Annotated in this window: 12 protein-coding genes and 1 tRNA gene; 3 read left to right on the top strand and 10 right to left on the bottom strand. The window is 52.9% G+C overall.

What is annotated here, in order from left to right:
• The 6 genes from MKX76_RS13475 to MKX76_RS13500 form a co-directional block, all read right to left on the bottom strand.
• Positions 1–2,298 carry a glycoside hydrolase family 3 N-terminal domain-containing protein gene (locus MKX76_RS13475; protein ID WP_341033951.1) on the bottom strand — a complete coding sequence of 766 codons (2,298 nt, stop codon included), beginning with the start codon at positions 2,296–2,298 and terminating at the stop codon, positions 1–3.
• A 28-nt stretch (positions 2,299–2,326) separates the two neighbouring features.
• Positions 2,327–3,223 (bottom strand): carbohydrate ABC transporter permease, encoded by an 897-nt coding sequence (locus MKX76_RS13480; RefSeq protein WP_034273797.1) that lies wholly within the window; start codon positions 3,221–3,223, stop codon positions 2,327–2,329.
• 54 nt (positions 3,224–3,277) lie between these two features.
• Complete coding sequence (locus MKX76_RS13485) at positions 3,278–4,207, bottom strand: ABC transporter permease (protein WP_167324103.1); 930 nt, start codon at positions 4,205–4,207, stop codon at positions 3,278–3,280.
• Between the two features lie 149 nt (positions 4,208–4,356).
• Positions 4,357–5,838: an extracellular solute-binding protein gene (locus MKX76_RS13490; RefSeq protein WP_028406160.1), complete on the bottom strand. Its 1,482-nt coding sequence runs from the start codon at positions 5,836–5,838 to the stop codon at positions 4,357–4,359.
• A 126-nt stretch (positions 5,839–5,964) separates the two neighbouring features.
• Positions 5,965–7,476 carry a response regulator transcription factor gene (locus MKX76_RS13495; protein ID WP_007129516.1) on the bottom strand — a complete coding sequence of 504 codons (1,512 nt, stop codon included), beginning with the start codon at positions 7,474–7,476 and terminating at the stop codon, positions 5,965–5,967.
• On the bottom strand, positions 7,469–9,292 hold the full coding sequence (locus MKX76_RS13500; RefSeq protein WP_028406161.1) for a cache domain-containing sensor histidine kinase: 1,824 nt from the start codon (positions 9,290–9,292) through the stop codon (positions 7,469–7,471). Before MKX76_RS13500 ends, MKX76_RS13495 begins: the two co-directional genes overlap by 8 nt.
• Positions 9,293–9,482: 190 nt before the next feature.
• Here MKX76_RS13500 and MKX76_RS13505 point away from each other — a divergent pair, with 190 nt between their 5' ends.
• Both MKX76_RS13505 and MKX76_RS13510 read left to right on the top strand, forming a co-directional pair.
• On the top strand, positions 9,483–9,821 hold the full coding sequence (locus MKX76_RS13505; RefSeq protein ID WP_007129514.1) for a L,D-transpeptidase: 339 nt from the start codon (positions 9,483–9,485) through the stop codon (positions 9,819–9,821).
• A gap of 116 nt (positions 9,822–9,937) precedes the next feature.
• Positions 9,938–11,014 (top strand): AI-2E family transporter, encoded by a 1,077-nt coding sequence (locus MKX76_RS13510; protein ID WP_007129513.1) that lies wholly within the window; start codon positions 9,938–9,940, stop codon positions 11,012–11,014.
• A gap of 102 nt (positions 11,015–11,116) precedes the next feature.
• Here MKX76_RS13510 and MKX76_RS13515 read toward each other — a convergent pair whose 3' ends face one another.
• From MKX76_RS13515 to MKX76_RS13530, 4 genes are all read right to left on the bottom strand, one after another.
• Complete coding sequence (locus tag MKX76_RS13515; protein WP_007129512.1) at positions 11,117–11,512, bottom strand: hypothetical protein; 396 nt, start codon at positions 11,510–11,512, stop codon at positions 11,117–11,119.
• A gap of 27 nt (positions 11,513–11,539) precedes the next feature.
• A complete protein-coding gene (locus MKX76_RS13520) occupies positions 11,540–12,226 on the bottom strand; it encodes a uracil-DNA glycosylase (protein ID WP_028406163.1) in 687 nt (228 codons plus the stop codon).
• 130 nt (positions 12,227–12,356) lie between these two features.
• Positions 12,357–12,442 (bottom strand) — tRNA-Leu (locus MKX76_RS13525).
• Between the two features lie 206 nt (positions 12,443–12,648).
• Entirely contained in the window at positions 12,649–13,530 is an 882-nt protein-coding gene (locus MKX76_RS13530; protein ID WP_341033953.1) for a glycoside hydrolase family 25 protein, read from the bottom strand.
• Between the two features lie 191 nt (positions 13,531–13,721).
• On the opposite strand from MKX76_RS13530, the gene MKX76_RS13535 reads away from it, so the two are divergent.
• The gene (locus tag MKX76_RS13535) at positions 13,722–14,489 is read left to right on the top strand and encodes a polysaccharide deacetylase family protein (RefSeq protein ID WP_028406164.1); all 768 of its coding nucleotides are present in this window, start codon (positions 13,722–13,724) and stop codon (positions 14,487–14,489) included.
• Positions 14,490–14,565 lie beyond the last annotated feature (76 nt).

Consider the following 14,565-nt stretch of genomic DNA (forward strand, 5'->3'; position numbering starts at 1 on the left):
TCAGTCCTCCTGCACGGTCAAATCCGCGCTGAGCGTGTCGTTCACATGCCTTCCGACCATGACCCGGAACAAGCCGGGCTCAACGACGGGTTGATAGTTTTGCCCGATATACTGAAGCTGCTCGGGGCCGACAGTAAATTCGATTCGCTGTTTCTCTCCGGGTTCAAGGTATATTTTACGGAAGCCCTTGAGCTCCTTGGCCGGTCTTGTAAATCGGCTTGCCGCATCATTAATGTATAGCTGCACGACTTCGGCTCCGGCTACGCTGCCGCTGTTCTCCACATTCACCGTGACGACCGCGGTTTCGCCCGTTTTTATCGCTTGCGGGGTCACCTGAAGATCGGAATACCGGAACTCCGTATAGCTGAGTCCGTAACCGAACGGGTATTGCGGCTGTGAATCCTCCTCAAGGTATCGCTTGCCGCGGGACCGCTTGCCGTTATAGTACACGGGAAGCTGCCCGACATGCTTCGGAATCGAAATCGTGAGCTTTCCGGACGGATTCACGTCCCCGAACAGAATGTCCGCGACCGCGTGGCCGCCTTCCTGCCCCGGATACCAAGCCTCCAGAATGGCATCTGCATGCCGGTCGATCCACGGCTCGGCAATCGGCCGCCCGTTGATGTAAACGACAACCAGACGCTTCCCAAGCTTGTGGATCTCCCGGGCCAGCTCCAGCTGGACGCCGGACAGCTGGAGCGTCATCCGGTCGATGCCTTCCCCGCAGTCCATATCGCTCCAGTCATTGCCGGTAACCTTGGAGGCACCTGTCCGCAGATCGATGGTGCCTTCGCCGAAATCGCGGGCGCTTGAGCCCCCGAGCACCAATACAACCGTATCGGCCTGCCCGGCGCAGGAAAGCGCCAGCTCGAAGCCTTCGCGGGAATCCCCGTTGATCCGGCAGCCGGGCGCATACAGCACGCGCCCTTTGTCCCCTCCAAGCTTCGCGCGGATGCCCTCCAGCACCGTTACGACGCGGGACGGAGGCTGAGGCGAGGTGTAATCCCCGAGCTGATTATAGCCCTGGTCGGCATTCGGTCCGATCACGGCAATAACGCCGTCTTCTTTGGAGAGCGGCAGCGTGCTGCCTTCATTCTTAAGCAGCACGATTCCTTCGGCCGCGAGCTGTCTGGCCATCTCCCGGTGACGGGAGCAGCCGATCACCTGCTCCGCCCGCGCCGGGTCGGCATAAGGATTTTCGAACAAGCCAAGCTTGAACTTCAGCGTCAATACCCGTCGCACAGCCTCATCCAGCACCGAGACGTCCAGCCGCTTCTCTTCGACCGCACGCTCAAGATACATGCCGAACATCTCGCCGGACATCTCCATATCGATGCCGGCTGATATCGCCGATACGGCCGCGTCCATGCCATCCTCGGCCGTATCATGTCCCGCGGCCAGCATATTGATTGCGCCGCAGTCCGTAATGACCATGCCGTCGAAGCCCCACTCCTTGCGGAGCACGCCATCCAGCAGCTCCTCGTTCACGGTGCAAGGAACGCCGTCAATTTCGTTATAAGCCGGCATGATGGAGGCAGCGCCCGCTTCAACGGCCTTCTTGAACGGATACATGTCCACTTCCATCAGCTCGCGCGTTCCCATATGGACAGGGCCGGCATTTCTGCCGCCTTCCGAGCTTCCGTAGCCGACGAAATGCTTCAGGGTGGCTGCCACGCTGGCCTCTCCGTCAAGAGATTCGCCCTGCAGCCCTTCAACCGATGCGGCAGCGAATTCCCCGATCAGATACGGATCTTCGCCGAAGCACTCCTCCGTACGTCCCCATCTCGGATCACGCACGACGTCAAGCACCGGCGAGTACGTCACCGCCCCACCCTGGCTGCGCGTTTCAAGCGCTACGGCGCGGCACATCTCGCGATACAGCTCGGTGTTCCACGTGCTGCCGAGCGACAGCGGCACAGGGAATACCGTCGCCCCGATCGCCATATGCCCATGCGAGCATTCCTCCCCGATCAGGATCGGAATGCCGAGCCGGGAATGCTCGACCGCATAGCGCTGGATTTCGTTCACAGCCTCTGCTCCTTCACGCGGGGACAGGCCCGTATCCAGCGTGACGCCGGTCCATGGGTCGGCACGCAGCGTGCCGTATAAGGAACCGACGCCCCCTTCCTTCACCTGCTCCTTGAACGACTCGGCCAGCGTGATCTTGCCATCCTTCGACTCATACGTTTTCCAGCCGAAGGGCTGGACCAGCTGACCGACCTTTTCCTTCACCGTCATAAGGCTTAGTAGATGCTCTACCCGCTGGGCAATAGGCTTGCTGGGATCTTTATAACTCATCTTATCTCCTCCGCTCGCGTCCAGTAGTTTACTCTTTCACCGCGCCGATCGTCAGACCTTGAATGAAGTAACGCTGGAAGAAAGGATAGGCGAGAATGATCGGGCCCGTGGCCAGTACGACCATCGCCATCCGCGACGTATCCTGCGGCATGCTCTGAAGTGCAGCCATGCTCAGCGATGAATTTTGGGAATTTTGCAAAATGAACTGCATGCTGGTTTCGATCCGCATCAGCATCGATTGCAGCGGAACCAGATTCGGGTCATCGATATACAGAAGCGCATTGAACCAGTCGTTCCAATAGCCCAGTGTGCTGAACAGGCCGATGGTGGCCAAGCCCGGCAAGGACAACGGCAGCACCAGTTTATAGAATATTTTAAACTCGCTTGCACCGTCAATTTTTCCGGATTCAATGATGGCGTCCGGAACGCTCGTGCTGTAGAACGTACGGAGAATCATAATATAGAAGGCGTTCAGCGCCAGCGGCAGAATCAGCGCCCAGATCGTGTCCTTCAGGTTCAGCAGCTGGGTCGCCACGATATAGGTCGGCACCAGGCCGCCGTTAAACAGCATCGTGAAAAATGCGAAGAACGAGAAGAAATTACGGTATCTGAAGCTCTTGCGGGAAATGGCATAGGCATAGAGCGAAATAATGAACAAGCTGATCAGCGTGCCCACAACGGTTACGAAGATCGTTACGCCGTAGGAACGGAGCAGCGTATCCCCTGTTTGGAATACGTACTTGTAGGCTTCCAGGCTCCATTTTTCCGGCCAAATCTGATAACCGTTCCGCGCCAGCGACGCCTCGTCCGTGAACGAAATGATCATGACGAACAGGAACGGGAACACGCACAGGAACGAGAAGATGCCGGCGATCAAGTTGAACACAACGTTCCATCCGGTGGACAGGTGGTGGAAATCCTTCATCTTGCTTCTTGCTTTAAACACATTACATACCTCCTTCTTTGAAAGCTGCGAGTCTTAGAACAATGCGTTATCCCGGTCATATTTCCGTACGATATAGTTGGATACGAGGACGAGGATGAATCCGACAACCGACTGGTACAGGCCTGCAGCCGTACTCATTCCGATCTCTCCGGTTGTCTTCAGACCGCGGTATACATACGTATCGATTACGTTCGTTACCGAATACAGGGTTCCCGAATCTCTCGGCACCTGGTAGAACAGACCGAAGTCGGCGTAGAATATTTTCCCGATCGCAAGAAGCGTCAGAATGGTCATCAGCGGCTTCAGCATCGGGATCGTGATCGCCTTGATCTGCTGCCACTTGTTCGCGCCGTCAATCATGGCTGCTTCGTACAGAGACTTGTCAATCCCCATGATCGCAGCAAGATACACAACGCTGTTATATCCTACCGATTTCCACAAGCTGATCAGCGTCAGGAAGATCGGCCAATACTTGGCCTCGGAGTACCATTGCACCGGTTCCATGCCGAACCAGCCGAGAATTTGGTTGAGCATCCCTTTGTCCATGCTCAGGAAGCTGAACGCAAAGTATCCTACGATAACCCAGGACAGGAAGTATGGCAGGAACATGCCGGTCTGGTACACCTTCGCCAGACGCTTGTTGACGATTTCGGACAACACGATGGCCAGCGCCACCGAGAAGAGCAGCCCTAGAATAATAAAGACAAAGTTATACAGCACCGTGTTCCGTGTAATAATGTACGCATCGTTTGTGCTGAACAAAAATTTAAAGTTCTGGAATCCGACCCATTCGCTGTTTACGATACTGGCCCAGAAGCCGTCCCGGCTGAAGCGGTATTCCTTAAACGCAATAATCGTCCCGAACATGGGCAAATATGAGAATAAGAGGAACCACAGCGTCCCCGGCAAAACCATGAACAGCATGGCTTTGTTTGTCATAAGATTTTTGAAAAACTGTCCGATTGCTCTCACGCTTACCCCTCCTCGTGAAGTATGAAATGACAAAAGAAGGGCGGTCATATTCCGCCGCCCCGTCCAGTGTTTCGGCCCTTAAGGCCGGCCTGCCGCCCATCAAGGGGCGAACAGCAGGCCGGAAGGCCGAGGGAATTCTATTACTTGTTGTTTGCTTTCCATGCATCGATTTGGCTTTGCGCCTCGGCGATGATTTTATCAAGACCCGCAGCTTTCAGCTTCTCGTTCGCTTTAGGCAGATACTCTTCAGGGTCAACCGTGCCTGTCATCAGCGGCGCCCAGAACTCTTCTTTTACGTTGTTGACTGCAGCGAGCTCTGTGGACACTTTGGTTGGGTCGAAGTTGAAACCAAGCAGCGGTGCAGGCTTACCGGACTCGTTGAACTTCTTGAACTCTTCCCATTTGTTCTCAGGATCTTCAGGGTTCAGGTACGTCAGCATGACGTTACCGAGGGAGAAGGTCGGCATGTCGTAGTTTTTCGACTCCGGCAGGTTCTCCATTACGTTCTCGCTAAGCTTCTTGTAGTGAACGCCTTCAATACCGGAATCCACCAGGTTGCGAAGATATACGTCGGTGTTGAGCAGGTTCAGGAACTCCATCGCTTTCTCAGGATGCTCGGAGTTGGCCGAGATCGCCTGCATGGAGCCCATAACGGACCAGTTGAAGATCGTGGCATCGCCGGCAGGCGTCGATACGACCGGATAGCCGTAGCTTTGGCTCCACAGGTTGTCCGCGAACGGCTGTGTAGCGGCACGGTCGGCGAACCAGTTGCCCGATGTCATCAGATCCTGCGTAGAAGTCGTTGTTGCTGCTTCAGGGGAGATGTATCCCGCTTTGTAGTACTTGTTCATCAATTTGAGCGTTTCCAATGTTTCCGGCATTTCAAGGAAGTTTACAACCTTCAGCTCTTCCTTGTCATCCAGGTAAACGGCCATCGGCATTTTCTCGATGATGTAATCGAATGGAAGCAGTGGTCCGAAGTCTTTGCTGATCGCCAGCGGAACGACGTTCGGCTCGTTCTCCTTGATCGTTTTGAGCAGCGGCTCAAGGCTTTCCATCGATCTTACGTTGGAGATATCGAGATTGTATTTATCAAGCAGCGTTTTGTTGAAGCGCCATGCCTCTTGTGCTGGAAGCTCTTTGTTGGCAGGGATCGCGTAGTTGTGGCCATCGACCTTGGAGCCTTCCAGGAACGCAGGGTCAATCGTTTCTTTGATGCCTTTTCCATGGGTTTCCAGAAGCTCGTCGAGCTCAAGGAATGCGCCTTTACGCGCGTTTTGCACGTAATCGAATGCCCAGGAGCTTGTGAACAGGATGTCCATCGGTTCGCCGGATGCTGCCATAACCTGCATCTTCTGGTTGTAGTCACCGAAATCGATCATTTTCATGTCGATCGTAACGCCGATTTTTTCAGCTGTATATTTGTTGATCTCAGCTTCAACCTTGTCGACGTCCTTCTGCGGCGTTCCGATCGTGTACCAGATCAGCTCAACCGGCTTTTCGGCCGTTCCTTCAGTGCTGCCAGCGCTTCCTTCTTTCTTGCCTCCGCATGCCGACAACAGCATCGAAGCGGATAACAAAAGCGTCAGCGGCAAGAGCCATTTTTTCTTCGATTTACTCATGTGAATCCTCCCTTTTGAATCTCAGTATCTCTACACCATTAAGATTATCTGATGAAAGCAGTTTCATATAGGCGAAAAATTAAAGGATTACTGGTGAAAATAAAGAAAAAGCTCTGATTCGATCAATCAGAGCATTCCTCTAAAATCTCTTGGCGATACGCCAACGAATTTTTTGAATTGTTTATAGAAGTAACCGGTTTCCCAATAGCCCACCTGCTTCGCAATATCCTGGACTTTCATCGGGGTTGTCCGCAGCAGCTCCTTCGCTCTGTCGATCCGGTACCGGTTAATATACTCGGTAAAGCTGTCACCCGTCTCCTTATGGAATAGGTGGCCCAAATAAACGGGATGAATGTGGTACTGGGCACCGAGCACCTTGAGGGACAGATCCTCATTGTACCGCAGCTGGATATGATGAAGAATCTGCTGGATGACCGGACTCTTCACATCATTCGTAAGCGAATCGACGAGACCGCCGACTCCGCCCTTGACGGCCGCGATCAGATCATCGATCGAGATGGACTCCATAATTTCATGGACCGTATTCTTCACAAAATCGGGTGCAGCGGTATATTGAATATCGTTCAGCTCCAGCTTGAGCCGAATGACCATCTCGACAGCAATGCTCTTCAAAATTGCCGGATTCATTCCCTGCGTGTGACGGAGCCCTTCAAAATCCGTGTCGATCAGACGGAACAGCGTATCCTTATCCCTTGCCGCGATGCCCTTGGCATACTCCGGCCACTGCACGTTATAAGATTCGGAGGCCTCTCCTTTCTTCAGCTGAACATCCACGTAGTCCACATAAGCCGGCTGCTCCAGCAGCAAATAGTATTCCTGCGCCTCCTTGGCATGGAGATAGCTGTCCGGGTAATTTGCGCCGAGGCTTTGCACGCTCCCCAGCGAGATGCAGATTTCCTCGTCGTAGCACTGCTCCCGCACCTGCTGAAGCAGCCGGACCGCCCTTGCCTTTTCCGTATCCGGGTCTCTCATCATGAAGATCAAGACATGGTCCCCGTCATTGTCGCGGAAGTACATCACGCCCTGTTCCCGTTCCATCAAATCGCGAAGCATCGTCTCCAGCGGAGGGAAATCCGCCCTTAGGATGGATACCATCAGGTAAGGCATATTCAGGTTCAAACCGAGCAGGGTTGCCCGCTCGTTTAGCTCCTCCGGCTCGATGCGATCCGTAATCCAGCGATACAATATATTGCTTCGCAGGATGTTCATATCATATTCGTCAAGCCGCATCTCCCTGCGGGCGTTGTTCATCTTGTCGATCGTGCTGGCAATCGTCTCCTCCAGCTCCTTCAGATTGATCGGCTTCAGCAAGTAGTTTTCGATGCCGAGCCGCATCCCTTCCTTCAAGTAAGCGAAATCGTCAAAGCCGCTTAGGATGATGACTTTCAGATTACGATTGAGCTTTCTGGCCTCCTCGATGAGCTGAAGTCCGGTCATTACGGGCATGGATATGTCCGTGATCAGGATGTCGACCGGGATAATCATCATTTTGTCCAGCGCTTGGCGCCCGTTCTCCGCATGCCCTACAATCTCAATTCCATACTTCGACCAATCCACGACATCATATAATCCTTCAATAATAAACGGCTCATCATCGACGATAAAAACTTTATACAACTCGGTTCAGCTCCTCTTCTGTAACCGGAATACGGATCGTTACGACCGTACCTTCGTCCGGCTCGCTTTGGATGTCCAATTCGTAGGCTTGTCCATACGTCAGCTTCAAACGATCGTTCACGCTCCGCAGACCGAATGACTCCCCGCTCGATTCGGCCAGCGCAAGCCGGGATCTGATCTCCTCGAGCTGCTCCGGCTCTATTCCTTTACCGTTATCCCGAATCTCGATCCAAATCTCCTGATCCTTCAGCTCCGCGGATATTGAGAGGACATTGTCGTCCCGCTCGCTCCGGAGGCCGTGGACAATATAATTTTCGATCAGAGGCTGCAGCGACATTTTGATCATCGGCACATCCTTGATCTGCTCGTCACAGTACATTTTATAAATGTATTTGTCCTTGTACCGTATGCGGAACAGCTCCAAATAGAGCCGGCATGCCTCCAATTCATCCTTGAGCGTGTATCTGGTTTTATGCTGAACGATATTCTTGAACAGCATAGACAGGCTGTAGATCATGTCCCCGACATCCTGAGCCCCTTGCGACAAGGCCCTCATCCGGATCACTTCAAGCGTATTGTATAGAAAATGCGGATTGATTCTCGCCTGCAGCGCCGACAGCTCGGCGTTCTTCTGGTTGATCTCCGCTTTATAGACCTGGTCGATATACCTCGTCAGCTTGTCTAGCATTTCGTTGAAGCTGCTGGAAATCTGTCCGAGCTGATCCTCCTTCGCATCCTGGATCCGGGCCACAAAATCGCCCTTCTCGACCTTGCGCATGAACCGGATGATGTTATTGGTGCGCTTCGAGTAGTTGACGATCATGAGCGACGGAATGGACACGGCAACCACAATGCACAGCAGCGCCGTCGCAATGATCGTGTTCCGCAGTCCTTCGAAGGCACCGGCAATTTCGCGTTTGGGCGTAATGCCGACGACCGTGTATCCCGCTTGACTGTGCACGGCTGTGGTCACATACGATTCCTCTTCCAGCGCAGCGGTATCTTTCACTTTCCCCAATTGGTCCGTGTAAGGATATTTCTGTCCGTAATATTTTCCCGAAGAGTCGAACATGACCTGGCCGTCCCCCGACAGGATCATGACATAGCCCTTCATCTCGGTTTCATTGCTTCGCAGGACCTTATCCAGCGCCTCCGTCCGATACAGCACAAGCAGCTGGCCCAGATTCTTGTAAGTCGTCATGTCATTGATCGGACTGCGAATGGATATCAAAGGCACGCTGGCATCTCCGGTCAGCTTCCGCAGCCACAGATTCGGCAGCGTGACGCTCTGGGTCTCCATCGCCATCACATCAGGAATATAGGATCGCGTAGCGTTGGCCTGATATAGCCGGGTCATGCTCCCCTGCTTGTAGACGTATACATACTGCTCCTCGGCACTGTACAGCATGATGTTCTGGATATCCGGATCATCGTCGAGCCTCTGCTTGAAGTATGCCAGCACGCTGTCCGTATTGGACTGGGTGCTGTCGACGATCCGGTCCATCCGCTTCGCCATGTACTCGTTAAACGAACTCATGAGGAAATAGGAAGCGTCCAGACCGAGCGAGCTGTTCCGGTACAGCTCATTAACATAGGACTGCACGTTCTCGTACTTTTGATCGACATACCGCTCGACCCGCTCCACAGCTCCACGCTGAACGTCCAGCTCGCTGCGGACAGCAGACTGAAACAAGAAATAGTACATTAAATAAGATAAGGCCACGATCGTAATGACCGCAATCACGGCGATCAGCAGCAATATTTTGGTGAACATATTGTTTTTAATATATTTCCGGTACAATCCTGCAGGAGACATGAGGTGATCCCCTTCCTGTGAAATTAGCGCCTTTGCATGGTCTATCTGTACTTACTATAACATCGGCAGGGGAAGCGCAATAATTGAAATATTCGCCAATTCGGTGAAGTCAGCATTTGCCTATTTTGGGGCTTCGAGGGGCGGATGCACCCTTGCTCTCATAGCATGATCAGAAGAAAGGAGAATGCTGATGCCGAAATATCGCATTATCGTGGATATATCCGATTACCGGCTGCATCTGCTGGACGGAGATATCGTCGTGCATACGTACCCGGTGGCTCTCGGAAAGCTGGCAACCCAGACGCCCCCGGGCAATTATACGATCGTGAACAAGCAGCCCAATCCCGGCGGGCCCTATGGCGCCTACTGGCTCGGACTGTCCAAGCCGCATTACGGCATCCACGGGACGAACGATCCCTCATCCATCGGCAGATCGGTTTCCCACGGCTGTGTGCGTATGTATAACAAGGATGTGCTTGAGCTCGCTTCCCTCGTGCCTGTCCATACCCGTGTCACCATTCGAAAATAGCTTACGAATAACAAGCGGCAATCCTCCGATGATTTCAAATCCCGCCAAATGGGTTAAATACAACTGTTAAACGGTACTTTACCTTAACTATTATTCGCCGTTATGGAGGGATTGCCATGATGCAGAGCAAATATTTTCGTACATGCCTCGGTATAATCGCCCTGCTCTTGATCATTTACTTGGGCTCCAAAGTCAGCTTCCTGTTCCGCCCGATCGTTTCCATGTTCAATATGCTGATCTTTCCGGTGGCAATCGCCGGCTTCTTCTACTACCTGCTTAGGCCGATTGTGGACTACCTGGAACGGCGAAAAATCAAACGATCGATCGGCGTGCTCATGCTGTACTTCGTATTCGCCGGCCTGATGGCCATCTTCGGCATCGTCGTATGGCCGACATTGCGGGAGCAGATCGAGAATTTCATCAGCCATATGCCGTTTCTGGTCGAGGACATGCAGGATCAGCTTGACCAGCTGCAGCAGGCGCCGTACTGGTCCCGCTTTATCCCGACCGAATCGGAGCTCGCGACATCCTTGACCGAATACATGAACCGAATCATTAATTGGGTCAGCAATTCTGTCAATCATCTGGTTACCGTTGTGTCCAGCGTGCTTGTCATCATTGCAACGATCCCGATTATTCTGTATTACATGCTGAAGGAAGGCGGGAAGCTCCCCCCTAAACTGCTCAGCGTGCTGCCAAGACGCTACCGGCGCGACGGGCAGGAGGTTCTTGTCGAGATCGACGGCGCGCTCAGCAGCTTTATTATCGGTAAAGTGATTTTGAATCTTATTCTGAGCCTGCTCATGTATATCGGATTTTTGATCATCGGTCTTCCTTATTCGCTGCTCTTGACGGTCGTTTCGTTCTTCCTGAATTTCATTCCATACATCGGCGCGGTGCTTGCAAGCATCCCCGTCGTCATTATCGGTTTTATCGAATCGCCCTCCATTGCCATCTGGTCCCTTGTCGTCATTATTATTGCTCAACAGATTCAGGATAATATTTTGACGCCGGTGATCTATGGCAAGCAGCTCGATATCCATCCGCTGACAACCATTGTTCTTATACTCGTCGGCGGCGACTTCTTCGGCATCCTCGGCATTCTGCTCGCCATCCCAGCCTATATGATCATCAAGATCATTGTGGTGCGGATTTATGAAATGTTCTTGGCCGAGAAAGTGGATGAATTATAGAGCCCCGCGCACGCAAAAAAAGATGTCCTCAGGTCTTATTCCACTTAGGAAATCAGGGCCTGGGGGACATCTTTTCGTTTCATTTCGTAATCTGCGTACCGCTTACGCGTTGCCCCGGAGAGAGCGGACAACAAAGTGATGCTCGTCCTTGCGGAGCCGCTGTCCGCTTGTGAGCGTCACGGTTTCCTCGTCATGGGATGCGAGAACGGCCTTCGGATGGATCAGCCGGTTCCCTCTCCACACCATGACGCATGATCCGAAGTATACGGCATTATCGAATTGAATGGTATGATGCACCGAATACCCGATGGAATTCAATACCGGATAAGCTGTTTTGGGCATGATACGGTGAATGGCGCGAAACGGAATCGCGAGCTCGTCCGGTCCAAGGATCGCCTTCTCCTGCACCGGATCCCACCCCTTCAGAATGCCTTCCACCGTCGTTCTGCCCCCATCTAAACGCTCAATGACTACATGACGGCCAATCCAATGCTTCATGAAGGTCACCTCTTCATCTCTTACGGATTATTCATCCCCAATGTCCGTGGTGCTAGGAATGACCCAATCGACCGGGGCCATCCCGTGCTGGATTAAATATGCGTTTGAAGCTGAGAATGGACGGCTACCGAAAAAACCTTTACGTGCAGCAAAGGGGCTCGGATGGGCGCTCTCCAGAACGAGGTGCCGGCTTCGGTCGATAAACGCCCCTTTCTTCTGCGCATAGCTTCCCCAAAGAATGAAAACCGTTGGCTGCTCCCGTTCATTCAATTTCGAAATGACCGCGTCCGTGAACTGTTCCCAACCTAGCCCTTTATGGGAGTTGGGCTCTCCTTCCTTGACGGTGAGCACGGCGTTCAACAATAGAACGCCCTGCTTGGCCCAAGCGATCAGGGATCCATGATCCGGAATCGGGGCATCCAGATCGGCTGCCAGCTCTTTGTAAATGTTGCGCAGTGATGGGGGGATTGTAACTCCTGGCCGGACCGAAAAGCTAAGTCCTTGCGCCTGTCCCCGTCCGTGATATGGATCTTGTCCGAGAATGACCACTTTGGTGGACTGATATGGCGTCTCCTGAAGTGCACGAAAAATTTCATCCCTCGGCGGATAGACCGTATGCAGCCGATACTCCTCGTCGATCCGTTCAAGCAGTTCTTTGAAATACGGCTTGTCCGTCTCTTCCTGCAGGATCAGGTCCCAATCATTATTAAACAACCGCATGCTCCTACTCTCCCTACATCCCTGGGCTGGACTTCGAAATATGTGTATGGGTATCTTAAAAAATAAGCCGGCACCCTGCAGGGGGCCGACTTATTCTCATAAATACTCGGGCGTTGAGTCATAATGCCGAGGACGGGGGTCGAACCCGTACGGTAGTCACCTACCGCAGGATTTTAAGTCCTGTGCGTCTGCCAATTCCGCCACCCCGGCAAATATTGCTGCGCTGTCAAGCGATTTAACTTCGCTTAATGCCGAATCACCGCATGGGATTCATGCCGAACAACGGAAGTTTCATACATTATTCGTGCGAGTTTTTCGTCTCAGCGACAAAAATGATAATACCATGCCTAACCATATGATGTCAATATATGAACTCTATTATTTTACGCATCACCTGCTTTTCAACGATGTTTTCCTTATAATATGACTGTTCCCCGTTTAAGCGACTCGATGCGTCTCTCCTGTGCCTCAATCCGCTGCCGCAGCTCGCGCAGCAGCCGGTTCACCAGAACGGCTGCCTCTTCACGCGTCATCGGGTCACCGGGACGGGCATCGTCGAAAAAGCCGTTCTCCACCGCTTCCCGCCAGCTCGCTTCAGCCCAAGGACTGACTTCACGAATCCCTCCAGACGAGCCTGCCGCGCCATTTCCAGTGTTCCCCTGGGAGGCGTACGCTTTCAGATCTGACAAGGTGCCGGCATAAACATTGAGGTCGACCTTTCCCGTTATGCCGTTAATCCGTCCGGAATCGGTGTATTGCCAGAAGGTCCACTTGTTCCAAGCGGGACGGTCATCCGGGACTCGGGTTTCACTGTACCTTGCAATCCACAGGTCATACCTGCCCAAAGACTCATCGAAATTGGCCGCAAACGCGTTGCCGGTATATAGAATGGGCTGCCTTCCTGTCAATCGTTCCACTTCTTCAAGGAAGGCAGCGGCAGCTTGATTGATGGCTGCGCGGCTGATCCCTGCCGGATTATTCTCATAATCAAGCACCGGCGGGAGATCGAACCAGGCTAGCGGGCCTGCTTTTTTCATCGTTTCCACAAAATGCTTCGCCTCCTGCCTTGCCGCCGCAGCGCTCGCCGCCCCTAGAAAATGATAGGCACCGACCAGCAAGCCCGCGGCCTTAGCTCCCTGCACATTTTCTGCAAATTTCGGGTCCTCCAGCGAGCTCCCTTGAGAGGCCTTGATGAAAACAAATGATATCCCAGCTTCCCGAACCTGCTTCCAATCAATGCTTCCCTGCCACCGGCTTACATCGATTCCTCGCGCATGCGAAACGCTTCTGGATTGCATCGGTCATCACTCCTTCTCTCCTATTACCATATGCTGAAGCACCGGATAGGGCGAGCACCATTCGGGATTTTTTGCCGCCGGGTTATGACGGGTGCCGGAATATTTTGAGCAGATTCTCCAAAGGATAAGGAGGAATTGCAGCCCGCTGCCAGATGCCAAGAATACATGCATAGAAAAGGAAACGGGACATCATGAACAGACAAGCCATTGCTTTACTTCTAACCTTGATCGCAGCATTCGGCGTTATTCACGGTCATGCCGATGCCAATCAAATGCCTTCCTCGGCCAAGAAGAGGGATTACTACGAGGAGCGCGGCGATATTGTATGGGAGGTGCCGACCAGCAATAAAGTAATCGCCCTTACCTTTGACGACGGCCCTGATAAGGAGCATACGGAACAAATTCTCAACCTGCTCAAGCAGTACGATGCCAGAGCGACATTTTTCGTGGTGGGCAGCCGCGTCGAGAAGCATCCCGAAATCGTTGCCCGTGCGCTGGATGAAGGTCATGAGATCGGCAACCATTCCTACTCCCATCCTCCGTTCTATAATATTGGGGCAGATGCCTTGAGGAAGGAATTGACCAAGACACAGGATGCCATTTATCAAGCGACGGGGATCCGCTCTGTCTTGTTTCGCCCGCCCGGAGGACGATATAACGATGCAATCGTCAGCGCGAGCAAGGAGGTCGGAATGCTTACCGTCCTGTGGTCCTGGCATCAGGATACGCTGGATTGGCGCAAACCTGGCGCGAATGCCATCGTGCGGACAGTCTTGAAGAACGCCCGCAACGGCGACATCGTACTCATGCATGATTTCGTACCGGGCAGCGACCAGACGGTCGAAGCGCTCAAAAAGATTCTGCCGGAGCTTAAGGAACGGGGCTTTTCGTTTGTTACTGTAACCGAGCTGTTGTCCTACCACGAAAAATCGCATAAGCATATTGAGGTAAACCATTAAGTCCAAGGACGATATGCCGCAATCCGTGACGCTGCCATCCATGATGGCGGTTTTTTACATTCGGGACGCTGGCCGC

Source organism: Paenibacillus sp. FSL R5-0810 (assembly GCF_038002285.1).
GTDB lineage: Bacteria > Bacillota > Bacilli > Paenibacillales > Paenibacillaceae > Paenibacillus_AQ > Paenibacillus_AQ lactis.

Excerpts from the sequence above, each read along its gene's own strand:
- MKX76_RS13475 (WP_341033951.1), bottom strand. The coding sequence starts at position 2,298 with ATGAGTTATAAAGATCCCAGCAAGCCTATTGCCCAGCGGGTAGAGCAT.
- MKX76_RS13480 (WP_034273797.1), bottom strand. The coding sequence starts at position 3,223 with ATGAAGGATTTCCACCACCTGTCCACCGGATGGAACGTTGTGTTCAAC.
- MKX76_RS13490 (WP_028406160.1), bottom strand. The coding sequence starts at position 5,838 with ATGAGTAAATCGAAGAAAAAATGGCTCTTGCCGCTGACGCTTTTGTTA.
- MKX76_RS13500 (WP_028406161.1), bottom strand. The coding sequence starts at position 9,292 with ATGTCTCCTGCAGGATTGTACCGGAAATATATTAAAAACAATATGTTC.
- MKX76_RS13505 (WP_007129514.1), top strand. The coding sequence starts at position 9,483 with ATGCCGAAATATCGCATTATCGTGGATATATCCGATTACCGGCTGCAT.
- MKX76_RS13510 (WP_007129513.1), top strand. The coding sequence starts at position 9,938 with ATGATGCAGAGCAAATATTTTCGTACATGCCTCGGTATAATCGCCCTG.
- MKX76_RS13515 (WP_007129512.1), bottom strand. The coding sequence starts at position 11,512 with ATGAAGCATTGGATTGGCCGTCATGTAGTCATTGAGCGTTTAGATGGG.
- MKX76_RS13530 (WP_341033953.1), bottom strand. The coding sequence starts at position 13,530 with ATGCAATCCAGAAGCGTTTCGCATGCGCGAGGAATCGATGTAAGCCGG.
- MKX76_RS13535 (WP_028406164.1), top strand. The coding sequence starts at position 13,722 with ATGAACAGACAAGCCATTGCTTTACTTCTAACCTTGATCGCAGCATTC.